Source organism: Stenotrophomonas sp. YJH_SMC_14-1 (assembly GCF_059372275.1).
On sequence record NZ_JCAFVK010000002.1, the window covers coordinates 43,420 to 70,066 of the forward strand.

A 26,647-nucleotide genomic window follows, 5' to 3' on the forward strand; every position below is an offset into this window, starting at 1 on the left:
CTGGACACCCGACATGCCAATGACTGCATTCGCGCTTGCCGCTGCGCTTTCGGGCCTGGCCGACATCACCTGGGAGCGCGAGCGCGCCGAGGATGCGCACCAGCTCATGCTGTGCCAGATCCATCGCGATGCGCTGAAGCAGAACGAGGGCAAGGACGATGCCTATCCGCGTGCCAAAGCGGTCTGCGACCTGCTGGCACGCGAGTACAAGGACAAGTGGGATTTCGATGCGCAGGATGCCCTGGCCGCTTCGGCGGTGGATCTGGATGAACTGATCCGACGCGGTGATGTGGTGGAAGTACCGCCGACGAAGCAGGATCGCGCCTACGAGTGATGCCTTGCCCGCGAGCGAGGACGCACGCATCTTCAAGGGCCCTTATCATGTGGGCCTGGGGGCGCTGTACGCCCCACTGAGGCTTGCGGGGCAGTATCTGGATGTCTATGGAATGGTGCCCTTCGGGCTGGGGCCGACGCGTGACCCGTTCGCCCCATTGGTCGCTGCGGCTTGATGGCGAGTACGTTGAACTCAGTGTCTCCGGCCAGCAGTACCGGCTGCGCGTGGATGATGATCAGCAGGTGCAGGTCCATCGAGGGGTCTTCTGGTCACGGGTCGAACTGCAGACCGGCGATGCTGCCGGGCTGTGCGTGGACGGGCTCCCCAACGGACCAGCGTCCCGGCTTGCGGGGGCCCTGCAGCACCTGCTCTTTGCGCGAACCACGCGTGGACGCAAGGCCCTCTTCGACACGATTCTGGAGCAGATCCAGTCCTGGTTGAGCGACGCGGATGCCCTCATCGATCGTGGCAGTGCCGGCCGCCGCTGGATCACCCATGAGCAACAGCAGGCGCTGCTGGCGAAGCGCTCAGACCTGCCCCTGCAGCCGCCTGAGCTGGAGCAGCTGTTCCGCGACGAAGACGTGCATGAAGATCTGCATGCGGACAGCCATCGCGCAGCGCTGGACGCCCTGCGCGACTGGAACCTGGATTGGCCCGCTGCCTGGGCCGAAGCCAATGAGGCCATGACCCTGCGCGAGCTGGTGTTGGCCAAGGGCTTCCTGGGCCGGGTCGAGAGCAAGCCGCTGACCGAGGAACAGGCCCGCGCCGTCATCTGCTTCGACAATCGGGTGCAGGTCGTGGCCGCGGCCGGCTCCGGCAAGACCTCCACGATGGTCGCCAAGGCCGCTTATGCCATTGACCGCGGCTTTGTCGAGCCCGAACGCATCGTGATGCTCGCCTTCAACAAGGATGCTGCCAAGGAACTGGAGGAGCGTGCGCAGCGAACCTTCGATCGACTCGGCATGGGCAACACCGTGGTTGAGGCCCGGACCTTCCACGCCCTGGGCCTGGCCATCATCGCCAAGGTCACCGGCCGCAAGCCCGACATCCCCGAATGGACCATTGACGCCACGCTGGGCTTCAACAAGCTGGCCGAACTGGTGGACGACCTGAAGGATCGCTCGATCCACTTCCGCACCCAGTGGGACATGTTCCGCCTGGTGTTCGGGCGCGACCTGCCGGCATTCGGCGCGGAAATGGAGGCCGATGGCTACGAACGCGATGGCACGCCCTACATCCGCACCCTACAGGGTGAGCGGGTGAAGAGCCTGGAAGAATGCGTGATCGCCGACTGGCTGTTCTACAACGGCGTGACGTACGACTACGAGCGACGCTACGAGTTCGATACTGCGACAGACACCCACTGCCAGTATCGCCCCAACTTCTATTACCCGCACGCCGGGCTGTATCACGAGCACTTCTCGCTGGATGCGGATGGCCAGGCGCCAGAGCAGCTTCCCGACTACGCCGAAGGTATGCATTGGAAGCGTCAACAGCATGCGGCACGCGGCACCGCCCTTGTCGAAACCACTTCGTTTGGTCTGCGCAGTGGACATGCCCTGCAGGAACTTGCGGAGAGGCTTGGCGAGTCCGGTGTCGAACTCGACCCCAACCCCGACCGCGAGCTGCCCGAGCAGGGCGCAAAGCCCATGCCGGACGCGGATCTGATCGGGCTGATGCGCACCTTCATTGCCCATGCCAAGAGCAACTGCCTGACGCTGGACGATATGGCGGAGCGCCTGCGACAGATGCCCGAAGACCAGTTCAAGGAACGGCATCGGCGCTTCCTGGAAATCGCCAGCCCTGTTTTCCAGGCTTGGGACAACGCACTGGCTGACGAGCACGGCATCGATTTCGAAGACATGCTCAACATGGCGGCCGGATTGCTGGAACAGGGCCGCTATGAATCGCCCTACGAACTGGTGATGGCGGACGAATTCCAGGATGCCTCGCGCGCCCGCGCCCGGCTCTGCCGAGCCTTGGTCAGCCGCCCCGGCCGCTATCTGTTTGCGGTGGGCGATGACTGGCAATCGATCAATCGTTTCGCCGGTGCCGACGTTTCCGTGATGACCGGATTCCGTGAGTGGATGGGCCATGGCCAGGTGCTGAAACTGGAGCAGACATTCCGCTGCCCCCAGGCGCTCTGCGATGCTTCCAGCCGTTTCGTCAGCCGGAATCCAGCGCAGATTGCCAAGGCGGTTCGTTCTGCCGCACCGGCAATGGGGCCAGTGCTACAAGCGTTCCAGATGAATCGACGCGAGGAGCTGCAGGATGGCGTTCGCCAGTACCTCGCCAAGCTGCATCACCAGTTGCTGTCCGGGGCGGTGCCGCAAGGGCGCAAGGGACGCGTGACGGTCTTCATCCTGGGCCGCTACCGCGCGGACCGCAGCGCGATGCCTTCGGATTGGAAGACAGTCTTCGGCAGCACGATGGACGTGGAGTTCCTCACGGTCCATCGGTCGAAGGGACGCGAGGCGGACTATGTGATCCTGCCAGGCATGGTCAACCGCAGCTTCCCGAGCCTGCGCTCGGATGACCCGGTGCTTTCCCTGGCAATGCCGGAGGGTGATACCTACCCGCTGGGCGAAGAGCGGCGGTTGTTCTATGTCGCGCTGACGCGTGCGCGACGCTCAGTGGCCATGTTCACCCTACAGGGGAAGCGTTCGCCGCTCCTGGACGAGCTGGTGAAGGACGGAGCAGTGGAAGTGACCGCGATTTCAGGCGCGGCCATCTACGAAGAGCGCTGCCCGGTGTGCAAGGTCGGCGTGTTCGTGGACCGCAATGGGCCGCATGGGGCTTTCCGGTCGTGCTCCAGTTATCCGTTGTGCCATAACAAGCCGAAGGGTGGGCGTTAGGAATGGGCCCGTGGAGTCTCTTGCAACCCGCTGTGCGGGCGTTCAAGTGGACATTGGCCGAAATGCAAAACGCCCCTTCCGGGGCGTTCGCGTTGTGGCGGAGAGAGTGTCTGAATTCAGTGGATTCCCTAGCTTTCGTGCGCCTCCGTGGAACCAGTCTCAGCCGTTGCGCCAGCTACGTTTCACCATCCGGTCTGGTTCGTACGCCTTCGCGCGAAGCCGCGCATGCTGGGCGGGTACATGGATGGGTAGGAAATGGGATTGAAGATCAATCGCCTGACGGCGAGACGGGTGACGACGATCACCGAGCCAGGCTACCACCCGGACGGTGGCGGTCTATATCTGCAGGTGACCGCGTCCGGTGCCAAGAGCTGGGTGCTCAGGTATCGATTTGAGGGGAGGCGCCCAGAAATGGGCTTAGGTCCGCTGCACGTGGTCAGCTTGGTGGAGGCGCGGGAGGCGGCAGGAGCCGCGAGGAGGCTGATACAAGCGGGCCAGGATCCGCTCGCAGGAAGACGGGCGGCGGCGGTCGCTACAGCCAGTATCCCAACGTTCTGGGAAGCCGCCACCGCATACATCGCGGAGCGCGAAGCAGGATGGACCAACCCTAAGCACGCCGGTCAATGGACCAGCACGCTAGAGACGTATGCCAAGCCGGTCCTGGGAGACCTGCGGGTGGATCGTATCGAGACAGATCACGTCCTTGCCGTCCTGCGCCCGATCTGGGCCACCAAAACAGAGACTGCAAGCCGCGTGCGGCAACGCGTTGAAGCAGTCCTGGACTCGGTAACCGTCCAGAAGAAGAGAACCGGAGATAACCCGGCGAGATGGCGTGGCCACTTGGCATTGATCCTCCCAAAGCCCACAGCCGTGACAAAGGTCGAGAACTTCGCCGCCCTACCCTACGCGGAATTGCCTGCCTTCATGGCCGCATTGCGGACCAGGCATGGGGAGGCAGCGCGCGCCTTGGAATTCACGATTTTTACCGCTGCACGAACCGGGATGACGCTCGGCGCGAGCCCGGGCGAGGTCGATCTTGCCGCCGGAACATGGACCGTTCCTTGGGACAGGATGAAGGGGAAAGTCGAGCACACTATCCCATTGTCGAAGCCAGCCCTGGCTCTGGCGCAGACGCGTATGAAGCGCTCCCTACTATTCCCCAATGACCTCAGCAGCGAGGCACTGAGCGAGAACGCCATGCTGGCGCTGCTAAAGCGCATGGGTTTCGGACATGTGACAGTCCACGGATTCCGTTCCACCTTCAAAGATTGGGCGAGCGAGACTACGGATTTCCCGGATGACTTATCCGAGGCGGCTTTGGCCCACCAGATCCGCGACAAGGCTAAGGCAGCCTATAAACGCGGGAAGATGCTGGAAAAGCGCCGAGTCATGATGGACGCGTGGGCTGTGTTTGCAACTGGCCGCGTCGACAGGGTGCGCTGAGGCTCCGAACCGAAAAATTATCAATAACTTAATAAATATCAATGATTTATGATGCCCCAGCCAGTGCTATAGGCAGTCATCGGTGGAATTGCTCAGGGTCCTGCCATCCTCCGCCAAGTGGCGACAGTCTCATCATTTGAGATAGATCATGTGATTTATGTCACATTTTTTCTTGATCAGAGATGTTGACGGGCGCAAGTCTGATGTTCAGAATGCGTTTCATGGATAACGTCTATCTCCAACTCATCGCTGCCGAAGAGGCCAAGATCGAGGCCCTTAGACAGCGAATTCACGAATGTGAAGAGAAGATCAGAGTGCTTCGCACGCTCATCCCTCGCGATGAGCTCGACGATGCGCTCACCAAGATGCTGAGTTCGCGGAACCCGATCATTGAGGCTAGTGCTGCTACGGTGCCTCCATCTGCTCAAACGACAGAAGCTGTCTCTACAACCGCGGCTGAGGTTCCTGAGGTTCCTGAGGCTGCTGAGCCCGGCGAACTGCTTGAGCTCGATGTCTACAAGGATCCGACTCGTAAGCTTCCAACAGCAGCTCTTAACATGCTGGCTTTTCTGGCAGAGCCCCGGACGCGCCGTCAGATGGAAGACTTTGCCCTGCAATCCGGCCGTCCCCTTTCGAAAAGTGCACTTAGCACGTTCGTTTGGACCTACCGCACCCAGTACGGTTTTGTCGTCGTGACCCCTTCGGGCGACGTGCAAATCACAGAACGCGGCAAAAAATATCTTGCGCAGCACCACAAACAAGAAACCCCCGAATCAGCTGTAACTGATTCGGAGGTCGTATCAACACAGGCTGCTGACCTGACCCCACCCGAGGGCATAGATCGGGAAGGAGGGTTCTGATGGTGCTAATCCGCCATTCCTGCACGTTATAGGCGCTTAGGCGGCCTAGAATTGTGCAGCTTGTACGTGTAGGCGTCAAGCTTTGAGGTCGCCATAAAAAAGCCCAATAGCGCTCCAACGCTATCGGGCTTGGCATGGCAGTGGGGGCGTCCCTCTGCCACCTGTAGCTGTCTTTTGCAGACGGACGAACTGTAACACCCGTTTGACGCTACGGGCAAATATCGCCTCCAAAGCTCCTCGAGGACTTTGGTATGGATCACATTGCATCCAAGCCGAAGAGTGTTCGAGTGCGCGCATACACCAGGATCCGTTTCGGAAGCTTGGAACACGTATGCCAGCACTGGCGCTCTTATCCGCATCAGCTGAGCCTGTTCTGATGCATAGCGCCCGGTCAAGCCGGGCGCTTCTTTTTGCTCAATGCCGGCGAGTACCCGCCCTGCCAGCCCGCTCCCACGCCTTCATCGGGCCCTTCGCCCTGGGCCTCGTCACCGCCGGCGCCTTGCGCGGCTCCAGCGCTTCCTTGACCCGCTCCAGCTCCTTCGTCCCCGCCTCAGCCGATCTGCCCAGCTCTCACTCTGGCCTTAGTCGGGACCTCGCCTTGGTCTTGCTCACCGCCGGGGGCCGGCGCGGCGGCTGGGTAGCTATCTCTAAGAGACAATGGCCAACACCAGTGCCACGATCAGTGCTGAAGTCAGCAGGAACGAGGCAAGTACGAAGCCAAAAGCTGGCAGATGCCCCCCTCCGTTCAGCGCGACGAATGTCTTCGTCCGAGCCCACAAGTACCACGCCACTGCCGCGAGCCCGATCGACGGCCCAAGAAGCTCCCACCCCTCCGCCCCAGCCGAGGTGGCCGCTTGAGAAATGGCGAGCATGATGACGAAGGGACAGGCGATGAAGGCCTGAATAGAGAAAGGCTCCCTCAGGGTCTCTCTATTCACCGAGAGGCGCTGCCTCCATAGGGTGCTCAGCGCCGCACCCAGCGCATAGATGCAGAAGATAGCGGACCTGGTCAGCAGCAGGCCCTGCTCGCTGCCAAAGAGCAGCTTGCCGACAGGGCCGGAGACTGCCAGCGGAGCCATCCGCATCGCCATCTCAATGGCGTGGGCTATTGCCACAGACAGAATCAACATCAGGACCGGGCTGATCGCGTCCGCAAAGCGCTGCTCCTGATCCTTCGCGAACTCCCGGCGAGTGTATTTAGCGACCTCACCGGGCCGAACCAGCACACGCCAAAGCGTTCGCGGATAGAACACGAGCCAGCCGACTAGCTCGTACAGAAACTCCTCAAGGGATCGGAGAAGTCGTATCAAGTCCATTGGATCGAGTACGCCGAGGAGAGGTTCGACCGAGCTTACAGGTTAAGCGGCCATAACATGGAAGGCCCGTGCATCCATCCAACCCCATCAAGTAAGTGTCGCCTTGCCCGCCCTGATCCACGCCCTCATGGGATCCCTCGCCCTGGGCTTGGTCTCCTTCGGCGGTCGGCGCGGTTCCAACGCTTCCTTGATTCGCGCCAGTTCTGCGGCCCCGGCCTCGGCCAAGCGCCTCGCCTGTTGCTGCTGCTGGCGGGTTGGCGGCAGGCCAGGCAGCGGCGGCTCCGGCTGAGTCGGGGTGCTGTCGGTCAGCCTGGCAACTGCTTGGCGCAGGGGCATATCGGGGTACAGCCTGGCCGCACACCAGCGCTCGGCGTAGCGCTTCGCCTGCCGGACATTGGCGGCGCGCACTTCCTTCACCTGCCACATCTTCTGGCCTTCCATCCACAGGCGCACGCCAGGACCGCCATCGGCGGTAACGCTGGCAGTCTCGCGGCCGTTGTACCAAAGCGCCCAGCGCTCTCCGGTCTGGACCCAGCCAGAGGGTGTCGGTGCTGCGCGGGAGCCTTGGTAGCCGTGCGAGGGAAGCATGGTCGGAAGGATACGGCCGGCTGTCGCACATCCTGCGAACGCTGCGGCGACCTCCCTGAACCGTTCCACATTGGTAGATCCACCATGCATCCAGATTCACTGCCACGACGTATGTCGGATGTCTGCGCACCGCAGGCAACCTATCAAGGAACGCACAGTGAAAACTCTTAAGCGAATTGCCGCCGCAGTGAGTCTCGCCGTACTCGTTTCAGCAGCTTCGTCCAGCTTCGCCGCCAGTCCAGTCATGGTCGGTGGGGCGGAGATGTATCCGACCAAGACGATCGTCGAGAACGCCATCAACTCCAAGGACCACACCACACTGGTCGCTGCGGTCAAGGCAGCAGGCCTGGTTGACACCCTCAACGGAGCCGGCCCCTTCACCGTTTTCGCCCCCACCAACGCGGCCTTCAACAAGCTACCGGCAGGCACTGTGGATACGCTGGTAAAGCCTGAGAACAAGGCTCAGCTGACGAAGATCCTGACCTACCATGTGGTTCCTGGCAACTACAGCTCCGCCCAGCTTATGGCGGACGCCAAGAAGCATGGCGGAAAGGCCACCCTGAAGACGGTTCAGGGCGAGTCGCTCACCGTAGCGCTTCGTGATGGGAAGCTCTGGGTGGTCGACGCCAAGGGAGGCAAGGCTGGGATCAGCATCGCCGACGTTGGCCAATCGAATGGCGTCATCCATGTGATCGACACCGTCTTGATGCCGAAGTGACCCAGCGCGGGCCGTAGGCACCTCAGGGTGCCTACGCTTGCGAGGCCGGCGAGGGATCTGGCATAAACAATCTGTCAAATCCAATTTCTTAACTGTTCATGCTGTATGGTTGACGCATCAGGCTCCTCTCAGGCGCGAAATTCTTCGCCCCCGTGTCTAGCCCCTTACAGGCACGACACATGACACCCTCAACTGCTTTCCGGGTCCTTCGGATCCGCCCTCTGCTGCGCATCAACGGAATGATCGAGCGAGTCGAGACTCTGCACGTTAAGTGCGGCGCATGTGGGGACGAATCGCGACGGTCGCGAGGGTATGGGCTTGCTGATGTAGAGGGGGGTGTAGAGCTCACCTGTCCAGGCTGCGGGGTGACGGGAATACTGACCGGCGACCAAGCTTGGATTCTCTGGGCCGAGCAGATGAGGCAGGACAGAGTCTTGGCGCTAGCAGGGGTGGAGCCGGACGACCTAAATCGCCCCTAGGTCCTGAATTACCGCCTGCCCTTCACGGAGCACGACGGCCAAAAGTCGACCACCCGCCACCTGCCTACCTGCCTGCTTGTTGAGCCAGGTCGCTTGGATCCTGCCGGCCGCGAGGACATCCGCTGGAGCAAAGCTATCCGGCCTGCCAACCAATGGCTCCCCAGGAGAGGCCAATCCTCCATCCAAAGGATGCACAACCGATGGCCGGGAACTGTCGCTCTTGGCATAGGCAATTGCCATCATCCGCGCACTCTTAGGCGACCAGCCTCCCAACACCAACTCGGTCCCGAGTTGGTCGAGAGGCAGGCCGGCCTCGGCCGCTCCCTTTTCATAGTCCGGCCATAGCCGGTCCACAACCAGCCCCAGCTCGGCAGATAGCTGCTCTATCGTGAAGTCAGCCCGGAAGCTTGCTTGGAGGGCGAGCTCGTAGATGCGAAGAAAGAACTGTGTGGACCCGCGTGCCGCCAACACCAAGTTGTGCTGCGGGATCAGGAGCACCTTCGCGCCGGACGAATGGACTCCGGTTCGGGCGTCCTCAGCAAGGGTATCAACCGCAACAAGGATCTGGTCAGGGCGCAGCAGAACATTGAGGATGCTCATAGCGGGCTCTTCTAGGCGTCCGCAGAATATCGCCTTCCCCGCCCCTGCCTGTCGAGACCACCATGACGACCGAAATCACGGAAATCCTTGATCGCCTCCAAGCCTGCGAGGCCGGACTCGAGATGCACCGCGGCTACCTAAAAGCCATGGAGTACGCGCTTCGGGTCTCTGTGCTGACCCACCCCGAGCCTGAGCGGCTGACCGAGAACTGGCTGCGACTGCTGCCGAGCATCGCGGCAAAGCACAGAGAGGATGGAGGCGACCTATTCGCTGCCGCCTTTCAACAATCGCTCACGGTTCTTACGGAGCAAATAGGCGCAGGAAACACGCCTCCTTAGGCTGCTACGGCGAACGGCGTCACGAACGCTACCAGGAGATCCATTGCGGTAGCGTTTACGTCGTCCGCGTTGCCGCGCTGATTGAATCTAGTCCAATCTGCACGGGCCACGCGCCGCAATTCGTCTGGTTCGACTGGAAGCCACTTCATCGGCCAGAACGGGAGGCGGCGTTGCACAACCCTGCACCGCTGCAGTTCCACGATACCGTTGTGGCTACTCGCGCCCAACACACGCGAATAGGCTACCGATAGCCCATCCTCTGGCCCCTCCATGTACTGGAGGAAACGTTCGCCATCGAAGAGGAGCACCCCCGTAACCCCAGCATTACGATTGAACCGGGTCGCGTCGTCCACAATCTGATCCAGCTTTCCATTGGACAGGCCCAGCTTGTCGCCGGCGATTTCCTCGCCTGCACCGCTCACATATACAACAGCCCTGATGGGCATGGCGCCACTCCTATATGAGAAGCAACCGTAGCAGCCGTTGCCAAACGAGAGAGTGAGGAATCAACGCTTTGTGATGAATCGTTCATGGCGATCTCACGGTGAACAGGGAAAGTCCTCACTTCGCCCATGCGGTAGACCGCGCAGCATGTTAGCTACTTTCGAGGTTGCGGCAATGCCTGATACAGGACTGTTCTACGTAGTTGATGTTGAGTCGGTGCTCGATGAACAGGGAAGAATCGCCTACGTCTCGAGCTTAGCGGTACGTTGCGCCCGCTGCAGTACGATTACTAGCTCTACAAGAGCCGAACTGGAAGCGTTGCCTGGTGGCACTGTGCTCACTTGCGGAAAGTGCGGGGCCAGGCAGATGGTCAGCAACGCCCGTTTGGTGGAGTGTGAGCACTTTCTGGGCAATGGTCGTTCAGCACCAAGCGTAGACTAAGCAGAGCCAGAGCTGCATTGCCGTTGAAATCGTTTCGAAAAACGATGAGCAATGCTAGGCGAATGTCCGTTCAGTCGGAAGATTCCTGCTGCTTGGATGAAGCTTGCCTCGCGTAGCGAAGGACCGTTTCTTCGTCTTGGAGGGCGATTTTGATTGAAGAAAGCCATCTCCCCGCTGCACCACGATTTTCAATCAAAATTGCAAGGTCATCACAAAGACAATTGGCACACAGATAGCCGCCAGGACTTGGCCTCCGGCACCTCTTACACGGCAGCAAAGTAGTCTCTGACGGGCTACGGAGCTGATAGGCAATCCGCACCATCAAAGCCTCTGCATCCGTGCTCCTATCTCTCAACCTATCCACGGATCACCGCTCCTTCCACAGAAAAGGGGCAGCGCAAGCCTGCGCCACCCTCTCTCAACTACTCGCAGTCGATCTTACTTATTCGACTTATGAGCCCCGCCTTCATTGGCGTTGCGCTCTTTGGACTCCTTGTCCTGGCGTTCCTGCTCCTGTTGCTGTTGCTTCTGCTTCCCTGCATCCGGCTCCGCCACAGCCGGCTTGTTGGTATTGGATGCATCACGCTTGAAGTCATTCATAACATTGCTCCATCGCGGTGGACTCACCGCATAAGAAGCATGCACGCCCCCCTGTTAGCTGCAGGTCGCTTTGCAAGAGAAGACTGAACCGGGCACATGAATGAGCCCATTCGACCAACAGGCGTACAGTCACCTCGGTACATTCGAGGAAAGTGTCATGAGCAGGGATAAAAATTATGTTGACGTGGAACGAGAAATTGTCCACTGGCGCGCCAAGTTCGGGACTGGCGAATTCCCAGGGGCCAGCTTCGGACTAGATATCCAACCGATCATCAAGATCGCATGTGATATCTACACAAGAGATCCCCACGGAAGCCGCGAAGCTTGGGCTGACGACTTGATTCGAAGGCTAGAGATGCGTTCTGGCCGTACAGGCAATGAGGCCGCTGCAAGACGCCTTGGGTCTCGATGCTGGGACCATCTCCTCTCCTGATGCCCCCTATTTTTCTGACAACCAACCTCTCAAGCAGTCGCGCTGCACGACCATCTAGAGAGCCACACACCCAACCACCTGCAGACAAATGGAACGAAGATGGACGGCGCATCTATACGCCATCCATTCCAGCTTCACAGTCGTTCTCACTTACCCTCGCAAGACTTCAGCATTCCAAACATGCTCTACTAGATTCGCGTACGGCTCTCACTGAACATCTTGAGCTGGATTCGCTGCTCGCAGGAAAGCAGCCTCAATGGAACGATCACTTCTGCGTCGAGCATGTACCCGTATCGCTTGAAGCCTTTCACTCCGATACTTGACCCGTATCCATATCGCTCGCAGCCCTTCAAGTTGGTGCTGGATGCGTACCTGTAGCCCTCGACGTCGTTCATACATAAGTCACTCCATCGCGATGAATTCACCGCAAGACGATGGTGCGCGCTGTCTCGTTACTACACTGCGATACGACACGAAAATAATGAACGGGAGGCGCAGCAAGCCACCAGCAGTAGCTGGCCTGCCGGGTCGGCCGCGCGGTGAACACGCCGCGGAACAACGTCGAAGACCTGCTGCAGCAGGTCGCATAGGCGCGCTTCAACCGAACCCCAGGGGCATCTCGGTCCAGTGCAACCGGTCAGTAGTTCGTCACATCCACGGCCATCACGATCCCGACCACGGCCTGGTTTGGCGAGCCGCCTGTTCCGATCTTCGGAATGGTGATGGCGTTACCGAACAGGCCGTGCTTCCCGCTAACGCCCTGCCCGTTGCCGATCCCCATCACGGTGAAGCTGTTCTGGAACGTGCTGGTCGCCGGCGCGCAGATCACCCCGGCGACCGTCTTGCCGGTGAAGTCAGGGAACCTGTCCTCTTCCATACCACCATTGGGAAAGACGCCGCCCACACCGATGATCCGCATGGGCTTTGCGCCCAGCGCATACGTCAGACGGCCGTTCGCATCCCACAATGCCAGATACTGCGCATCCTCGTTGGCGGGGCGATCGAACACGTAGGCCCAGCCCTGTAGGCGCGCGGGCGTGTTCGTCCACAGCGTCAGCCTGAACTGGTTTGCGCCGATCTCCTGAAGCTGCGGGAAGAATGGGTAGGGGTCGCCGATGAATGCAACCATCGGAGCCTCGGCATTGATCACCATCTCCGCATACTTCCAGTTGCCTCCCGGGTTGTTACCGGGGTACATCACCGGGAACACGTCGATGCGTATTTTCTGCTTCAGTACGAGCGACGGGGTGTCCTCGCTAATCAGCATGGTCCCAGCGTCGCTCAGAATCTCCACCGCTGCCTTTGCCATCATCGCACTCCGTAGTAGAACTTGACCGGCTTGATAGTGCCGACGAACTGACCGCTGCCATTCTTGTTCAACGCCCAATACACCCGGCCATTCGCGTAACCAACCACGGGAACGTAGCCAAGCGAGTCGGAGGGAATGATGGGGATATAGAAGAACTCCCCAGGCGGCAGATTGGCAGCAAAGCCATTGCCAGGCGTAGCATCCGACCACGCCACACCGCACAGCAGGCCCAACCGGCTGGCGAGGTCCCATAGCCGATTGCCGTTCTCATCGTTCACTTCCATCACAATCTGCATGCCGCCTCCTGTCGGTTGCGGAGGGCCGGGTTCCCAGCCCTTCTTGGTTGATCACGGCACAACACCCCATCGCATACGCAGACGCCCGTTCTGGTCGTAAACACGCCAGTTTCCGTCGCTGAATTCAGTGCGCATACCGGCGCTTGGAGATGACACACGGAACATGTCAGACAGCACGTCGAAGGCAGATATCTCACCCGTAGCGGATAGCTGCACGCCAGCGATCTTCTTGTCAGCACGCACGTTCACTCCCCACTGTGCGGATGCCTCCTGGCCCCCTGCTGCCCACGCTGGCGCGGTGGTTGCTCCGTCAAGGACCTGACTGAACATCGGACGGAACATCCAGAAGTAGGGAGCAGACGTATCTGCACCTGCCGCTGCGCGGATGTAGACCGCCATGCGCGCACGACGGGCGCCCGGCGGGGCCTTGGAGATCACGAAGGGGCGCGGGAGGCTAGTAAGGCCACTGGTGGCGGAGTTACCCCAATTCGACGGCACCCAGGTGCCAGACGGCGATGCCAACTGGTTGCCCGCAGAATCATAGAAGAACAATGCGAGCTGCGAGTCGCAGCGGTGAAGCTGCATGTATGCCGAAATGGCGTAGGTTCTGCCGGGTTCGATTGCAACGTCGGTATCCATACCGAACACTCGAATTTCACCAACTGCCGTGCCGCCCTTGGCTACCGAACCCAAACCAGTGACACCCGACTGGTTCCAGGCGTTGCCGCCGGTCGGATTCCCAAGCTCGTTGAACCAGTCACCCGCGTTACCCCACCAGCCCCAACCGTTGCGATTCCACATTGGGAAGGTGGAATTAGGCAGTAGATTGCCAGACGCACCCAGCGAATTCATGGTGGCGTCCATCGTCACTACAACCGCCGAATCGGCTTTGCCACCAAGCTGTGCCTGCACACCCTGCACCGCGCTGGCGTTGGCCGTGATCTGACCATCATGGCGCGTAGCGGTCGCGTTTAGGGTGCTGAAGCCGCTAGCAAGTGCATCTACGTTACGGCCTTCGTCGAACGTAGTAGCGTATCGACCCGTCTCCAACTTGGCACGACGGAATGACGCGTTGGAGTCGGTGTCGTAGCTATAGACTACGATCTGCACCTTGGCGCAACCTGGGGGAGTTTCGCCAGTGAACTCGTAGCGCTTCCAGGTGCCCGGAGTATGGGTTGCGTCTGCACGGGGAGTCGTTCCGATGCGGTTATTGGCAGCGTCGAAGAACTCCATCTGCGCAAACACTGCACCGCGAACGTTGTTTCGGTACATGTCTACGCTTCCGGTGAATGGAGTGTAGGAAGCTCCACCGAAGGGGACTGCTTGGAACAGGTAGCGGTAGTCACCAGGGCGAGCGAGGAGTTGCAGAAATGTACCGCTCCAATCGGTGTAGCTAACAATAATCCCATCAGTACCTGCCCAATTCGTCAGACCGTCCGACCACTTCGGGTTCTGGAGCAGGTTCGGGTTGGACGATTCCAGCCTTGCCTCAAGCCGGCCTGTCTGCGTCACCTGCGCGGCGAGACCCTGTTCCGTCTGCGTGACGCGTGTGGTCAACCCGCCAATCGCCGATGCGTTGGCGTTGGCCTTGCCATCCACATCGCCAACACGCGACGACAACTGCGTGAGCTGCTCAGCCTGACTGTCGAGTCGCCCACTTTGCTGCGTAACCTTAGTGGTGAGCCCACTGATAGCCGAGGAGTTGGCAAGCTCCTTGCCTTCCAGATCCGTGACTTTTCCGCCGATCTGAGTGAGTTGCTCTGTGTGCGCAGAGACAGTCTCGCCCTGCTGGCTCACCGTGGATGCAAGCCCGCTGATGGCTGACGAATTGGCGGAAACGCCGCCCTCCGCAAAGGACACCCGATCGGTAAGGCTGGTGAGGCTCTGCGAGTTCGCCCGAACCTGCCCGTCGATCGTGTTCACCTCAGACCTAAGCTGAGCCACAACCGTACTGTCCGCCTTCTCACCGAGGCTCACACCGATCTGATCGATCTGTTGGCCCATCGCAGCGTGCTCGGCCGCGTTGGCTTGTGCCAGTTGCTGGACGCTCGCCTCGCTTGCTGTCTTGCCGTTTCCATCCGGCATACGAGCGTTGATAAGCTGAATTGCCTGGGCATTGACCCCATCGCCGCTGATTCGTGCTTCACGCTCACTGGCCACCAGGCCCGAGCGCACGCCAGCCACATCGCTTCCTTCGTAATCACCTCGCATTTGCACGGCAAGCGATGATCGCTGGAGCGCCTCGACTGAGTCCGCGGCGATTCGAGCTAGGGTCTCCTCCTGCACCAGGGCGACCGACGCGCCGGGTTGCGGACGTCCCACCGCAACGTAGTCGATAAGGTAGTAGTCCGCGACGGTCTGAGCATCCCCGACTTGAAGGCGGATTGCGTCGATGGTTGCCGGCCACCAGGCAACGTCCTGCACGTCGATCGTGGCCACGCCATCACCGTCCCATACAGGCTCTCGTGCACTGGCGCTCTTCGCCGCGTTCCAATCCTGATCAACGGTGGTGATCCATTGCAGGAGGCCTTTCCATGTCGGCGAGCCCACGCGCTTTAGACGCAGCTTCACAAAGCGATAGGCGCTGCCGTCCACGGCCAGCGCCACAGGCGACTGAACCCACGGTGCGGTGGCATGGTTGGCGGGCCGCAGCCAGCCGTCCACGAGCGTCGGCGCGCCGTTGCCCGTCCACCCTTCAATGGTCTGATTGAACGGCCAGAGCTTGATGCTGTCGAACTGCGTCCCGCTGCCGGCCGCGACCTCCGACACCGCGCGCGCCAGCGATTCGTCCGCGCTCTGCCGCAGCTGTTCCTCGCGGGTGATCGCCGCCTCGCGCGCCATCTTCTCGTTCAGCAGCGCATCGATCCGTGCCTGGGCCTCGGCGCTGATCGCCTGCATGGCTTCGGTCACGCCCTGCTGCCGCAGCAGCGCCTCGGCGACCAGGTCCTGCGCCGCCTGTGCCAGCCCTGCGGCCCGTGCCGCTGCCTCGTCTGCGATCGCTTGGATGCGGGCACTGATCTCCGCCGCCAGCTTCGCCTGCTGCTCAGCCAGGTGCTTGGAGGTGGTGGGCGGAACAACGCCAACCACGGTTCCCGTGCCTGTCTTGCCGCGCATGGTCGGGGTGATCTGGAACCACCAGGTCTTGCCGCTGCCGTCGCTATAGACGTACCGCGTCTCGGTGGTGCGGTGGATCTCCGTCCAAGGGCCGTCCTGGCTCTCGCTGCGCGATATGACGTAGATCACGCCCTCCAGATCGACGGCGTCCCATTCGAGCACGACGCCGTCGGCCACCGGCGTAGGATTGACCCCATTTGCCGGCGGCACGTCCGGCGCCTTGAAGGGCACCGGGAACCACGTGGAAAAGCGCGGCGCCACCGGAGACGCGGACGGCAGCCCGCCCACGCCGATTTCCACCAGCGTGAGTTTCCTTGCTTGCATTGCTGATTACCTCGCGTTGAGTGCTTCGCGCAGCGCTGAACTGCTGGCGTTGCGTACGCCCTGGGTAGTGGTGGACACGAGTTGCCGGAGCAGCTGGTTCTGTTCGGCGAGCAGAGCGTTGCTCTGCTGTATGGCGGCGGTGGTCTGCGTCTGAGCGTCGTTGTTCACGACCAGGTCGAACACGGCCCGGCTGAAGTTGTCCGGCAACGCCTCGATGGCGTCGGCCAGCGCGCCCATGCTGGTGCCGTCGTCGGTGTTCAGGTCGCCGACCTTCATGCCGTCGATGAGGCCGGTGACCCGGCCATACAGGCTGTTGTAGTCCTGCCCGCTGGCGTACAGGTTCCGACCAAAGCCCAGTGCGGCCTGAGCGGCCGCCTGCGCGGCGCTGGTGTCGCCACCGGACACCGCCCGCTCCAGCTCCTTCATCGCCTCGCCCAGCTTCTCCTGGTCCGTCAGCGGCGAAAGATCGCTGATCGACAGGCCGTACTGCGTGGCCTTCTTGTCCTTGTCGATCTGCGCCTGCAGCTTGCCCATGTTTGTGGCACGAAGCGCCTCGATCTTGGCTAGGTCCTCCGCCCGAGCGCCCGACAAGCCGAGCGCCTTGGCGTAGTCGTTGGCCGACTTCACCTGCTGGCGATACGTGCGCTCGATCGACAGCGCCTGCGACTGGTACTGCGTCAGGTTGGCCGTCATCAGCTGGGTGCTCACGTCGGCCATGAGGCTGGCGTAGTTGCCGAGCAGCCCGGTCACCTTCTCGACCTGGGTGGCCAGGTCTGTGCCGGCGACGCTGGCCAGGTCCTGGAAGTAGTCGACCGCCTTGTTGACCCTCTCGACCTCCAGCCCGTTGAGCGCTCGGCCCAGCTCATCGGCATTGCCCACGGCTAGCGCGATCGACGCACTGAGCGCGGTGAATACGTCCGCCGACTCGAAGTACCCGTCGAGCTGGCCACCGAACCCCGCCGCCTTGACCGCCTCGGTATACAACCGATTGGTCATGTCGCTGAGGTAAGCCTCCAGCTGCGCCTTGGCCTCGGTGGAATCGGCCGACAACTGGAGCTTGCCCAGGTCAACCTTCACGCTGCCGAGCTTCTGGGTAAGGTCCACACCCAACTGCTTGGCCAGATCGGTGGCAGCACCACGCACCTGGCGCGCGGCCATATCGAACGTGCGATCGATGCCAGGATCCAGCGCGCCGAACTGCGTCCACTTCTTGTCGCTGCGGAACAGGCCGCCCTTGGCCTTGATATCCGCATAGCTCTGGCCATCGAACCCGCCGAAGCCGTAGCTGCCGGTGATGCCTTGGCCTGTGACCTTGGGCGACTGTCGACCGAACAGCTTGGCGTGGATGCTGGAGCCGGACAGGATCGACGCGACCTTGTCGTTGAAGCCAAGGGCACTGAAACCCTTGTCGGCCAAGCCCACAGCGCCGGCGGTGGCGATCTTGCCGGCCCAGCTCTCCCCGTTGGCGATGTTCCAGCCCTGGTCAAACAGCTGGGCGTTCTTCATCATGCCGGCGACAATCCAACCAATGATTGGCACCGCCGCAGCCGCCGAGCCGGCCGCACCAACTCCGGCACCGGCACCAGCGCCGGCGCTCCCGCCGCCAATCAGCCCCGAGAAGCTGGAACCTGTCATCCCGGCCATGCTGGTCACGTCGCCGAAGCCAGTCAGGGTGCCCGCTGCGGCACCTGCCGAGCGGCCGAAGCCGAACAGGCCCTGGCCCTTGGAAAGCAGCCCGGCCACCGTACTCACGCTCTGGCCACCGGCCGCAGAGCCGTTGCCGCCGAACAACCCCATCAGGCTCTGCAGGTTCAGGCCACCGCCCTGCCCGCTCATCCCGTTGAGGATCTGCGTCTGGATCGGGATCACCAGCTTCTGCTGCAGGAACTCCCGAGCCAGATCGCGCAGGCCCCGCTTGGCCGCGTCCTTCAGTTCATCCCACAGGTTGTCGAAGTCCCGCATGCCGCCGGCAACGAAGTCGGCCATGGCGTCTGCGGCATCGCTCACGCCGTTAACGACCACGCCGGCCCACGCCTCAACGTTGGCCGCGGCCTCCTCCACGCGCAGCGACAGATCGGCCGATGCTCGGGCGGCGCCCAGCATGGCCTGCTCGTACTGCTCGTAGCTCGCTGCCCCCTTGGACAGCGCCAGCGCTTCCTTGCTGCCAGCGGCGTCCACCGCCTTCTGCAGCTCCTGCCGCATGTCCCGTTCGTTCATCATCTCGCGCCGCGAAAGCTCGCGCGCACGGCCCACCTTGCCGAGCATGGCAACCTCGGCATCCATAGTCGCAAGGAGTGTCTCGGGGCCGGCCAGAGCCTTCTCCACTTCAGCCGCTACCTTGGAGTACTCAAGCGCGCTCTGAGCCATCAGCACATTGGCGTCGGCTTGGGCGATGTTCCCCTTGACAAGCAGGCTGTTGTACTCGGACATGTTGCCGAGGTGCTTACCCATCGCCTCAGCCAATGGGCCCTCGATAGCCCCAGCAGCCTCCTGTGCCTGGCGATGGTATCGGGCGATCTCCTCTGCCCGCTGTTTGGCGTCACGATCCGCCCTTTCACGCTCCGCCTTGCCAATGTTCCCAGTCAGCCGATAGCCCACGGAATCCGGCTTGAGCGCGGATTCCGGCAGTGTCTGCCCGTTGTCAATTACAACGACGCTGTCAGCCAGGTCCTTCATGCGGCGTCGCTTTAGGGCAGCGTCCACACGTTCAAGATCCGCCTCTCGGTCACGGACGTACTTGTCCCATGACTTCGCGTTAGCTTCGCTGTTGGTGTTCTGGAACAGCCCTCCTTCCCACCATGATGCGTTCCCCGCTCGGGCTCTGGCCGCAACGTCCTTTGCGCCGGCGATCTGCTCCTCGATCCGCATGCGCTCCTGGATCAGACCGGCATAGCTTTTATCTGGAACAGACTTAAATCCTTGCGCTATTAGCGATGAGAGATTTCCAATCATCGACGCAGCTTCGGCGGCCTTGGTCGTTACTGTGGCCAAGCCTTGGACAATTACACCGAACCCTTGCCGAAAATCAGGGTCGTTCAGGAGTTCAGAGAAATCCGATAGTGCCGGAATGATCTCCTCCGCCACGCTTACCTTTAGCCCCTTGAACGCCAGATCGGCTTCAAGTGTGACCTTGCGGAGGCGTTCGGTCGCCTTGTTGGTCTTTCCATCAATGATGGCCCCTGCCGCTTGCGCTGCATTGCCCCACTGCTGGAACCCAGCGCTGTTGTTGCGCAACAGCGGGATAAGCGCCGATGCGTCGCTGGCAATAGCCTCCATGTAGAAGGTCAATTCCGTCTGCGACAGGTTCGCCCGTTCAAGACTCTTGAAGTAGAGCCCTAACGCATCAGGCCCCGACAGCTTGCGCATTTGTTCGGCGGTTACACCGGTTCGCTTGGCGATATTGTCGAAGAAATCTGCAAGGGCTCCGCCCCCGGTTTGGACGTAGTCGCCAATCTTGTCCTGAACGTCTTTGAAGATATCCGCCAGCTTCTCGTGGCTCATGCCAACAGTGTTTGCGCCTGCCGCCATGCGCTGAAACTGCTCCGAGGTCGTCCCCGAAAGCTTGCCAAGCTTGTCGTACTCCACGCCAAGATCGGCGACCTGACGCGTCCACTGAACCATGGCGGCACCACCGGCCGTCACGCCAGCGGAGATTGCCAGGCCGATCGCCGTACCGGCGCGCCGCGCGGATCCCTGCATGCTCTGCATTCGCTGATCAAAATGGCGCGCAGCCTTGCCGCCATCGCGCTCAAACGATCCCGTCTTAAGCAGAAGATCAACGGTAAGAGTGTATAGAGACATAGGGGGTCCATTACGAAAAAGCCCCGCATATAGCGGGGCTTATTGGTACTACTTGGATGGTCTAGGGCAATAGCACATCGAGAAGCGGCAGCACATCCAGAACGAGTGAGAACAGGGCAAATGCGCTGCCTAGCGATAAGACTGTCTGGACTAGAACTGGATATTCGAAGTCCGCGTCGTACAGAACCCTCATCACTCCTTTGACGACCAGCAAGCAAACTGTAAAAAGAAGCGTCGCGGCCGCCTCCGCAATTCCTCCCATCGAGGAATTCATGAATACTGAAGATCCGACATAGACGCCAAAACATGCAGCGGCGAGACCGGACTCGGATTCAATGAAAATGTCCAATCCATTCTGAAAGAATCGCCCTGCTGGGGGTATGAGACCAAGCATCACTCTGATCAAGCAGCCCATTACAACTAGTATTCCGCAAAGGACTACAACCGAGGCAGATGAGAGGCCGATTATCCCAGATCGCAACAGTTCAGAGGCAGAGGCCGTAACCCCAGGGATGGTTTGCTGAAAGAGTAATAGTAGAGAAAAACTGACCGCAGCCCAGAACAACCACAACTTCGCCGACTTCTTCAAATCTTCAGCAAACTTGACATCGTGTTTGTCCATAAAAGAATTCCATCTTCCGACTAGAAGCGATAGCGGCCTAGGCTGGGATTTCTTCAAACTCCATATACCCTGAGAAGTACTGCCGGCTGATGTTCTCCGCCGACGGCAGCTGTTTCGGATAGCCGTAGAGCGCCGAGCGCGCCGCCAGCCGCGGGTCGAACGCCTTGCTGACCATGTCCCGGTACTGCGGCACAACGCAGGAGCGCCTGCGTCCCGCGATCGCTGCCGCCACCGTCTCCCAATCGGACCCGCCAAGTCCACCGCCGCGCACTGCAGCAGTGGCCCGACCCGACAGGGTGCACGTCAGCCGGCGGTACAGGGTTCCAGGAACCGTGTTGACCTGGCCGCCCTTGGTGCGGGTGTGCGCGCTGGTGTCGATTGTGGCCACCGCCCAACCGTCGCTGATACCCACCTCGACTGCCCGGAAGATCGCAATTTCGCCCACGTCGACGTTCGTGGCAGTTGTGTCGATCTCGACGGACACCGTTGATACCAAGGCGCTGGCCTTCGGGAAGAGCCAGGCGCAGACACTGCCGTCTGGCAGTCGCACGGTGGTGGCGCTCGCGCCGGCGGCGCTCACCTGGACGCCGGGCGGAATGTTGAGGCCGAGAATCGCGATGATCCCCGGCACAACAGCTTCGGCCAGGGTGATCGTGATCGCCATCGAACTGGTGCGGCGGATCCGAGACGCCCTGCCAGGCTTTCCATCGAACAGCGCCGAGCCCTGGTCCGCACTGAGCCACGTGCCACCGGTGAGGGTCACCGTCGTGACAGCCGGCATGCCATATCCAATCAACACGTCATCATCCCCACACTGTCAGCACCACGTCCCCCGTGGCAGGGTTGCGCTCTACTCGGCGCACCAGCACCGGCTTGCCGTCTTCCAGCCCATACCGGCTGTACGTGAGCCTGCCGATCTGACCTGGCAGCGGCGCCAAATCCTGATCACCGCGCACCGCCAGTTGGTAGAAGTGGCGCGGCACCCGGTACAGGCCGAGGACGCGATCAATCTCCTGTTGCGCGTCGGCCGCATGCCAGAACAGCGAGATGACAGGATCAGCAGCTTCCGCCCGCTGGTAGTGGGCATGCAGCGGGCCAGCCCCATACACCTGCCCACGGTAGAGGCCAGTCAGCTCATCGCGGCGCGCCTGCGGAACGTCGACCACGTCGGTGACGAGATCCGATGCGGCCAGCGCCTGGGCGTTCGGGCGGTAGGCCATACGCCGGGTCAGGTTCGGAGCATCATCGGGCACCATGACCAGGTCAGCCGCCAGATCGTCTGCCTCAGACAGATCAAAGGCGAACGGCCCTGCGTGGGTTTCGGGCGCGATCACGCGAACGAAGCGCAGCACTCCGGCCGGATCCTGATAGCACCCGGCGCCGTAGCTGGGCAGCAGGGCATTCAATACTGCGCGACCGGTGATCGCCGAGCCCGCGTAGTATCCGATACCCATGTAGCCCGTGGCCTGATCGATCGCCACACAGTCGCTGGCCGACCACGCCTCGCGGCCCAGCCGCGCCATCACGTCTCCTACTGCCTGCTCCAGACTGGCGGGCATCATGCCAGCGCCAACACTGGAAGCATCCACGACCACAGGCGTCACCGGTGGTGACTTCAGCAACACCTGTTGCCCGTCCGGCGCCTCGCTGTAGGTGCCGACCTCCATCAGGTCGCCGCGGTCCATCACGGCGTCGACGTAGACCCGTCCGTCGGCCACGAACATTGAGGTAGCGTCGGAGTTGGCCCCCATCGCCGGAATGCTCGCCACTGCCCCGATTACCACGGGCTGCGGCTTCCATGCCAGGGACGCGATGTTCGGCAAGAAAACGCCCCGGTTGAGCGTCTCGTCCAGATAGTCGTGCGCATCGCGCAGGTGCAGCGTCTTGGTGCCGTCGTCGTTGATCTCGATCTGTTCGATCGCGCAACGGAAAGCTGGGACGGCGTCAGCCCGCATGCAGCTCTCAGGTGCTAGCAGGATCTGCACCGAACTGCCTGAGGCACCAGTGCCAGCCATTCCGTCCAGCAATCCTTCCGCATCGACCAAGACGCACTCGGCGGCCGCGGCCTGGGATACCGGGTCACCGCCCCACGGCCAGAACGCCAGCTCCTGGATCAGGTTGACGCCCTCGGCCACCAATCCCTCGTAGCGAACGTTCGCCGGGCTATCGCCGGGCGCAGACAGCCAGTCCACGTCGGCCAAGCGCGTGGGGCTAGCGGTTGAGCTGGGGAGCCGCCAACCGGCTGCAGCCGCGTCGCTTCGCGGCCCCCACTGCCCTGCGTTGACCGCAAGGCACAGCCCACCGGCCTTGGTGGCGGCAAGCGACGCGGCGAAGAACAGCGGCCCGGACAGCTGCAGCTCGCGCACCAGGATCTGCGCGCCGTTGAGGTATAGCCGCAGCTGGCGAGGGGTCGAGAACACCACCTGCAGCCCGACAATGTCGCCGTGGGTCGCTGTCGGCAGGCCAGTGGCGATCGCACCGCCCGCCTGCAGCAGGCGCCCGGCCGCGAGATCCCAGCCGATGCTGGCGAGGTCCGCACCCAGCGCCTTGTTCAGCGCTGCGGGGCCGGTGGCGAAGCCTACGAGGGCTGCAACGGCGTCATCGCCCCACACGGCAAACTCCACGCCCACCGTGCCGGCATCAAGGCCGAAGTCGGAGCGCGCGTGGCTGGCCAGCGTGGTGGCGCCGGTGGTGGCCAGGGTAAGCCCGCCATCTCGCGCAGCGAGTAACGGGCCAATGGGCGTGGCGGCGAACCGCCCGAAAGTGTCGGTCATGGTCATCCCAGTCCATCGAACCAGTCCTGCGCCTCGTCCTCATCGGACCGTGGCACGAGAGCGTCGAGGTAGTGCTGAAAGGAGCGCTTTGTCCCGCCCTGGCTGTGCGAGGCGGTTATATACGCGGCGAAGGCAGCGGGCTTGATGTACAGGCTCACAGGGTCGATGGGGTTCCGCTTGTGGAACTCCCACCATTCCAGGAACTCGCGGCGCGACATGGTGGCCCGCAGGTCCGACACCGTCCGGTGCAGGTGACCGGCGAGGACCTTCCAGAACCAGTCCTCGCCGCGCTGCCTTAGCCGTTTCCCGCGTCGGCCTGTGCCTGGGCAGCATCCTCGCCGAAGCCGGAGTGCTTCATGGCCACACGCTGCAGCTCAGCGGCAACCAGCGGCTTGAGCTGCGCGGCCTGCTCCACGTTCATGACGGGCTTGCCGTCCTCGTCGCAGATGGTCGCTGCGATCAGCTTGGCGCGGTCACCTTCGCCCCACAGCTTGCGGAACTCCGCATCCGGCAGCTCGCGGACATGGAACTGCGCCTTGGCTCCGTTGGGCAGGGTGATCGTGTCGGCGTGCACGTCCTTGGACGCGAACATGCCCAGGTTGGTGAACGACTGCAGGACGCTCAGGGGCTGCTGCGGCTGGGTTTGGGGGGTGTCATTGGTCTTGCTCATTGGCCGTTTCCTCGAATGGCGACAGGGCGCGCGGGCCGCGCACGGCTAACCCGCGGAGGATCCGCGCGCCCCGTCAGAGAGATGGCCCGCCGAAGCGGACCTGGGTGTACGCCGTTGCCGCAGCCTTACGGCGTCGGGCGGTGCGTGGTGACGGCGCCGGAGCCGCGGATGGTGATCGTCGCCTTCCAGACGTCGTTGTCCTGGCTGGTCACCGCGAAGTTCTGCACGAAGCCGTCGAACTGCTTGGACAGCACGTCAGTGGGCGGGGTGATCTTCCCGGCGATTGCGGCCGGCTTCGCCACTCCTTCGGTTTCCGACTTCGGCGCGGTCACCAGCCAGTTCACGACGGCGCCGGTCTCGTGCAGTTCTTCCAGCTTCTCGTGGTCGACGCTGTCGTAGATGATCTCAATGCTGGTGCTGCCGGTCTGCTTGCGACCAGCGACGAACTGGTCCCAGTCGTCGTCGTAGTCGGAGATATCGATCTCCGATGCCTGGCCATCGGGGAAGCCGACCGAACGCAGGCGGGTCACCTTGATGACCTCGGCCGCGCCGATGGCGACGAACAGCTGGGAGTGCTTCGACTTGATTACCTGTCCCATAGGGGTTTCCTTTGTGTTGCGCCCGTCGCCGGGCATGAAAAAGGCCCCTTACGGGGCCAGTGGTTTGCCGTTGTGTGGTTCAGCGCAGTTGCAGGAGCCTGGCGTCGAAGGAGATGCCAAAGGCGTCCGTGCCGTCGCTGTCAGGCGTCGGGTTGTAGGACTCGATGCTGCCCACGCGCTCGATTGCGTCGCGGATGGCGACGGCCGCGCCGTTGGCCTGCGTCAGGGCTTCGCCCCACACGGTCAATCGGACTCGCCAGCCGTCGGCCGGCGGCGCCTCGGACAGCATCGCAGTGGGCGAGCCGCCGACCACCTCCCAAGTCGCGTAGGGGAGTGCTGCATCCTGTGGCGCGGTTCCCGGCCACAATCGGATCGGGTCGCCCAGCATGTGCCGAACCGCTGCATCACCCTGCAGCAGGGACTGGATCAGGGGAACCATCATCGCCAGCCATCCTTCTTCAGCTGCTTGTCCAGCGCCGCCCAGGTTTCATTGATGATCACCTGCGCCGCCTCCGGCCCCTTGGCCTCGCCTGCCGGCGTGAGGAACGGCTCGGCTCTCATCTTCCTGGTGCCGAATTCCTTGAAACGCCAGTAATAGGCCCAGCCCGCCTCCTCATAGACCTTCCCGACGCGGCCACGGCGCCGGTTGCGCTTGGTGTTGGCGTACTTGCGGCGGCGACCGGTCTTAACCCCAACCGTGAAGTACTCGCCGCCTTGGCCTACACCTGCGCGCTGCCGGCTTTTGGTGTTGGCCCGACGGGTGACGATCTGCGAGGCCATGAACCCCGATGCTCTCGGAGCCCGGCGCCGGGCGTCGTCGCGGATGACGTTGCCACCCTTGCGCATACCGGCTTGCACGGCTCGCCCTTGAATCGCCTTGGGTGCCTCTCGCAGTGAACGCAGGAGGCCGTCCAGGCCGTCGATCTTTACTTGCTCAGCCATCGGACACCCCGGCATCGACCATCAGCGTGATATGCCCGCGTGCTGTCGCATCCGGCAGCACCGCACGAATCGCGTACACCTGCCCGTCGAACACCACGCGCATGACCGGCACTACCCCGGGCAGGTAAGGGATCTCGATGCGTGCAGTCACCTCTCCATGCTCGGCTGCGGCCGCGGTGAACTCCCGACCCGAGAGCGGAACCACCTCTGCCGGCACGTCAGCCCGCCATCTACGCCATTGCTTAACGTCCCCGCCGAGCGGATCACGCACCGGGCCGTAGTCCTGCAGCTCGATCCGATGCCGGTATTTGCCGGCCCGCCTCATGGCAGTACCCGCCGGTAGGGGAACATCAGCCGGTCCAGGGTCGGGTTCTCAGCCAACTGCGAGCCAGCCACCACCGCCTCGCGGTTGGCGTACAGGTCACCCAGCAACAGCAGTACGGCCGCGCGCAGCGGCCCCGGAAGCGGGCCAGGTGTCGTCGTGAACTTCACCGGATAGGCTTCTGGTTCACTGTCGAGCGTGGCTGGCTCGATCGGCAGCGGAGAGCGACCTTCGCCGACCGGGGTCCACTCATAGGTCGCGGCTGCCAACGCATACCCCGTGGTGCGCTCCACCGACTCACGCGCGGCGGTGATGAAGGCGCCGATCAGCGCGTCGTCCGCATCGTGGATAACTACCAGGTGCGCCTTCGCTTCGCTCAGCGACACGGGTTCCTCTGCCGCCGGGGTCAACGTGCGCAGCATGGG

General features: G+C 62.1%; 25 protein-coding genes. 6 read left to right on the top strand and 19 right to left on the bottom strand.

Annotated features, from left to right (window positions below; all coding sequences use genetic code 11):
• Positions 1-13: 13 nt before the first annotated feature.
• From AC5P9P_RS05110 to AC5P9P_RS05125, 4 genes are all read left to right on the top strand, one after another.
• The gene (locus tag AC5P9P_RS05110) at positions 14-334 is read left to right on the top strand and encodes a hypothetical protein (protein ID WP_033833183.1); all 321 of its coding nucleotides are present in this window, start codon (positions 14-16) and stop codon (positions 332-334) included.
• A gap of 107 nt (positions 335-441) precedes the next feature.
• Positions 442-3,189 (top strand): UvrD-helicase domain-containing protein, encoded by a 2,748-nt coding sequence (locus tag AC5P9P_RS05115; protein WP_111188231.1) that lies wholly within the window; start codon positions 442-444, stop codon positions 3,187-3,189.
• 255 nt (positions 3,190-3,444) lie between these two features.
• Positions 3,445-4,632, top strand: coding sequence for a phage integrase central domain-containing protein (locus AC5P9P_RS05120; protein WP_197567701.1), 1,188 nt, complete (start codon positions 3,445-3,447; stop codon positions 4,630-4,632).
• A gap of 221 nt (positions 4,633-4,853) precedes the next feature.
• Positions 4,854-5,492, top strand: coding sequence for a hypothetical protein (locus tag AC5P9P_RS05125; RefSeq protein WP_495232629.1), 639 nt, complete (start codon positions 4,854-4,856; stop codon positions 5,490-5,492).
• A 647-nt stretch (positions 5,493-6,139) separates the two neighbouring features.
• Here AC5P9P_RS05125 and AC5P9P_RS05130 read toward each other — a convergent pair.
• A complete protein-coding gene (locus AC5P9P_RS05130) occupies positions 6,140-6,745 on the bottom strand; it encodes a hypothetical protein (protein ID WP_197567697.1) in 606 nt (201 codons plus the stop codon).
• Between the two features lie 150 nt (positions 6,746-6,895).
• The gene (locus tag AC5P9P_RS05135) at positions 6,896-7,396 is read right to left on the bottom strand and encodes a hypothetical protein (RefSeq protein ID WP_241888071.1); all 501 of its coding nucleotides are present in this window, start codon (positions 7,394-7,396) and stop codon (positions 6,896-6,898) included.
• A gap of 157 nt (positions 7,397-7,553) precedes the next feature.
• Here AC5P9P_RS05135 and AC5P9P_RS05140 point away from each other — a divergent pair, with 157 nt between their 5' ends.
• A complete protein-coding gene (locus AC5P9P_RS05140) occupies positions 7,554-8,114 on the top strand; it encodes a fasciclin domain-containing protein (RefSeq protein WP_197567695.1) in 561 nt (186 codons plus the stop codon).
• Positions 8,115-8,578: 464 nt separating this feature from the next.
• Here AC5P9P_RS05140 and AC5P9P_RS05145 read toward each other — a convergent pair whose 3' ends face one another.
• Positions 8,579-9,193 carry a hypothetical protein gene (locus AC5P9P_RS05145; RefSeq protein ID WP_197567693.1) on the bottom strand — a complete coding sequence of 205 codons (615 nt, stop codon included), beginning with the start codon at positions 9,191-9,193 and terminating at the stop codon, positions 8,579-8,581.
• Between the two features lie 62 nt (positions 9,194-9,255).
• On the opposite strand from AC5P9P_RS05145, the gene AC5P9P_RS05150 reads away from it, so the two are divergent.
• Entirely contained in the window at positions 9,256-9,531 is a 276-nt protein-coding gene (locus AC5P9P_RS05150) for a hypothetical protein (protein WP_100443554.1), read from the top strand.
• Here AC5P9P_RS05150 and AC5P9P_RS05155 read toward each other — a convergent pair.
• From AC5P9P_RS05155 to AC5P9P_RS05230, 16 genes are all read right to left on the bottom strand, one after another.
• Positions 9,528-9,977, bottom strand: coding sequence for a BLUF domain-containing protein (locus tag AC5P9P_RS05155; protein ID WP_106549333.1), 450 nt, complete (start codon positions 9,975-9,977; stop codon positions 9,528-9,530). The two genes, AC5P9P_RS05150 and AC5P9P_RS05155, sit on opposite strands and share 4 nt — an antisense overlap.
• Before the next feature lie 877 nt (positions 9,978-10,854).
• Positions 10,855-11,016, bottom strand: a complete 162-nt coding sequence (locus AC5P9P_RS05160) for a hypothetical protein (protein WP_019658981.1) — start codon at positions 11,014-11,016, stop codon at positions 10,855-10,857.
• 1,070 nt (positions 11,017-12,086) lie between these two features.
• Positions 12,087-12,758: a hypothetical protein gene (locus tag AC5P9P_RS05165; RefSeq protein ID WP_329772354.1), complete on the bottom strand. Its 672-nt coding sequence runs from the start codon at positions 12,756-12,758 to the stop codon at positions 12,087-12,089.
• On the bottom strand, positions 12,758-13,054 hold the full coding sequence (locus AC5P9P_RS05170) for a hypothetical protein (protein WP_005408972.1): 297 nt from the start codon (positions 13,052-13,054) through the stop codon (positions 12,758-12,760). Before AC5P9P_RS05170 ends, AC5P9P_RS05165 begins: the two co-directional genes overlap by 1 nt.
• Before the next feature lie 51 nt (positions 13,055-13,105).
• The gene (locus AC5P9P_RS05175) at positions 13,106-16,492 is read right to left on the bottom strand and encodes a hypothetical protein (RefSeq protein ID WP_197567691.1); all 3,387 of its coding nucleotides are present in this window, start codon (positions 16,490-16,492) and stop codon (positions 13,106-13,108) included.
• Between the two features lie 6 nt (positions 16,493-16,498).
• A complete protein-coding gene (locus AC5P9P_RS05180) occupies positions 16,499-20,293 on the bottom strand; it encodes a phage tail protein (RefSeq protein ID WP_197567690.1) in 3,795 nt (1,264 codons plus the stop codon).
• A gap of 61 nt (positions 20,294-20,354) precedes the next feature.
• Positions 20,355-20,915, bottom strand: coding sequence for a hypothetical protein (locus tag AC5P9P_RS05185; protein WP_197567689.1), 561 nt, complete (start codon positions 20,913-20,915; stop codon positions 20,355-20,357).
• A 37-nt stretch (positions 20,916-20,952) separates the two neighbouring features.
• Positions 20,953-21,696 (bottom strand): hypothetical protein, encoded by a 744-nt coding sequence (locus AC5P9P_RS05190; RefSeq protein WP_197567688.1) that lies wholly within the window; start codon positions 21,694-21,696, stop codon positions 20,953-20,955.
• 22 nt (positions 21,697-21,718) lie between these two features.
• On the bottom strand, positions 21,719-23,689 hold the full coding sequence (locus AC5P9P_RS05195; protein ID WP_329772349.1) for a hypothetical protein: 1,971 nt from the start codon (positions 23,687-23,689) through the stop codon (positions 21,719-21,721).
• Between the two features lie 2 nt (positions 23,690-23,691).
• Positions 23,692-23,928, bottom strand: coding sequence for a hypothetical protein (locus AC5P9P_RS05200; RefSeq protein ID WP_231914711.1), 237 nt, complete (start codon positions 23,926-23,928; stop codon positions 23,692-23,694).
• Between the two features lie 56 nt (positions 23,929-23,984).
• The gene (locus tag AC5P9P_RS05205) at positions 23,985-24,359 is read right to left on the bottom strand and encodes a hypothetical protein (protein ID WP_005408966.1); all 375 of its coding nucleotides are present in this window, start codon (positions 24,357-24,359) and stop codon (positions 23,985-23,987) included.
• A gap of 125 nt (positions 24,360-24,484) precedes the next feature.
• Positions 24,485-24,958: a phage tail tube protein gene (locus tag AC5P9P_RS05210; RefSeq protein ID WP_197567686.1), complete on the bottom strand. Its 474-nt coding sequence runs from the start codon at positions 24,956-24,958 to the stop codon at positions 24,485-24,487.
• Between the two features lie 79 nt (positions 24,959-25,037).
• The gene (gp17, locus tag AC5P9P_RS05215) at positions 25,038-25,400 is read right to left on the bottom strand and encodes a tail completion protein gp17 (protein WP_049431032.1); all 363 of its coding nucleotides are present in this window, start codon (positions 25,398-25,400) and stop codon (positions 25,038-25,040) included.
• On the bottom strand, positions 25,397-25,900 hold the full coding sequence (locus tag AC5P9P_RS05220) for an HK97-gp10 family putative phage morphogenesis protein (RefSeq protein WP_111187869.1): 504 nt from the start codon (positions 25,898-25,900) through the stop codon (positions 25,397-25,399). Before AC5P9P_RS05220 ends, gp17 begins: the two co-directional genes overlap by 4 nt.
• Entirely contained in the window at positions 25,893-26,225 is a 333-nt protein-coding gene (locus AC5P9P_RS05225; RefSeq protein WP_049431037.1) for a phage head closure protein, read from the bottom strand. Before AC5P9P_RS05225 ends, AC5P9P_RS05220 begins: the two co-directional genes overlap by 8 nt.
• Complete coding sequence (locus tag AC5P9P_RS05230) at positions 26,222-26,644, bottom strand: head-tail connector protein (protein WP_111187868.1); 423 nt, start codon at positions 26,642-26,644, stop codon at positions 26,222-26,224. Before AC5P9P_RS05230 ends, AC5P9P_RS05225 begins: the two co-directional genes overlap by 4 nt.
• Positions 26,645-26,647: the final 3 nt, after the last annotated feature.

What these genes read in the sequence shown, in the direction of transcription:
- AC5P9P_RS05110 (WP_033833183.1), top strand. Translation starts at nt 14, where the DNA reads ATGCCAATGACTGCATTCGCGCTTGCCGCTGCGCTTTCGGGCCTGGCC.
- AC5P9P_RS05115 (WP_111188231.1), top strand. Translation starts at nt 442, where the DNA reads ATGGAATGGTGCCCTTCGGGCTGGGGCCGACGCGTGACCCGTTCGCCC.
- AC5P9P_RS05120 (WP_197567701.1), top strand. Translation starts at nt 3,445, where the DNA reads ATGGGATTGAAGATCAATCGCCTGACGGCGAGACGGGTGACGACGATC.
- AC5P9P_RS05125 (WP_495232629.1), top strand. Translation starts at nt 4,854, where the DNA reads ATGGATAACGTCTATCTCCAACTCATCGCTGCCGAAGAGGCCAAGATC.
- AC5P9P_RS05135 (WP_241888071.1), bottom strand. Translation starts at nt 7,396, where the DNA reads ATGCTTCCCTCGCACGGCTACCAAGGCTCCCGCGCAGCACCGACACCC.
- AC5P9P_RS05145 (WP_197567693.1), bottom strand. Translation starts at nt 9,193, where the DNA reads ATGAGCATCCTCAATGTTCTGCTGCGCCCTGACCAGATCCTTGTTGCG.
- AC5P9P_RS05150 (WP_100443554.1), top strand. Translation starts at nt 9,256, where the DNA reads ATGACGACCGAAATCACGGAAATCCTTGATCGCCTCCAAGCCTGCGAG.
- AC5P9P_RS05155 (WP_106549333.1), bottom strand. Translation starts at nt 9,977, where the DNA reads ATGCCCATCAGGGCTGTTGTATATGTGAGCGGTGCAGGCGAGGAAATC.
- AC5P9P_RS05160 (WP_019658981.1), bottom strand. Translation starts at nt 11,016, where the DNA reads ATGAATGACTTCAAGCGTGATGCATCCAATACCAACAAGCCGGCTGTG.
- AC5P9P_RS05165 (WP_329772354.1), bottom strand. Translation starts at nt 12,758, where the DNA reads ATGGCAAAGGCAGCGGTGGAGATTCTGAGCGACGCTGGGACCATGCTG.
- AC5P9P_RS05170 (WP_005408972.1), bottom strand. Translation starts at nt 13,054, where the DNA reads ATGCAGATTGTGATGGAAGTGAACGATGAGAACGGCAATCGGCTATGG.
- AC5P9P_RS05175 (WP_197567691.1), bottom strand. Translation starts at nt 16,492, where the DNA reads ATGCAAGCAAGGAAACTCACGCTGGTGGAAATCGGCGTGGGCGGGCTG.
- AC5P9P_RS05180 (WP_197567690.1), bottom strand. Translation starts at nt 20,293, where the DNA reads ATGTCTCTATACACTCTTACCGTTGATCTTCTGCTTAAGACGGGATCG.
- AC5P9P_RS05185 (WP_197567689.1), bottom strand. Translation starts at nt 20,915, where the DNA reads ATGGACAAACACGATGTCAAGTTTGCTGAAGATTTGAAGAAGTCGGCG.
- AC5P9P_RS05190 (WP_197567688.1), bottom strand. Translation starts at nt 21,696, where the DNA reads ATGCCGGCTGTCACGACGGTGACCCTCACCGGTGGCACGTGGCTCAGT.
- AC5P9P_RS05195 (WP_329772349.1), bottom strand. Translation starts at nt 23,689, where the DNA reads ATGACCGACACTTTCGGGCGGTTCGCCGCCACGCCCATTGGCCCGTTA.
- AC5P9P_RS05205 (WP_005408966.1), bottom strand. Translation starts at nt 24,359, where the DNA reads ATGAGCAAGACCAATGACACCCCCCAAACCCAGCCGCAGCAGCCCCTG.
- AC5P9P_RS05210 (WP_197567686.1), bottom strand. Translation starts at nt 24,958, where the DNA reads ATGGGACAGGTAATCAAGTCGAAGCACTCCCAGCTGTTCGTCGCCATC.
- gp17 (WP_049431032.1), bottom strand. Translation starts at nt 25,400, where the DNA reads ATGATGGTTCCCCTGATCCAGTCCCTGCTGCAGGGTGATGCAGCGGTT.
- AC5P9P_RS05220 (WP_111187869.1), bottom strand. Translation starts at nt 25,900, where the DNA reads ATGGCTGAGCAAGTAAAGATCGACGGCCTGGACGGCCTCCTGCGTTCA.
- AC5P9P_RS05225 (WP_049431037.1), bottom strand. Translation starts at nt 26,225, where the DNA reads ATGAGGCGGGCCGGCAAATACCGGCATCGGATCGAGCTGCAGGACTAC.
- AC5P9P_RS05230 (WP_111187868.1), bottom strand. Translation starts at nt 26,644, where the DNA reads ATGCTGCGCACGTTGACCCCGGCGGCAGAGGAACCCGTGTCGCTGAGC.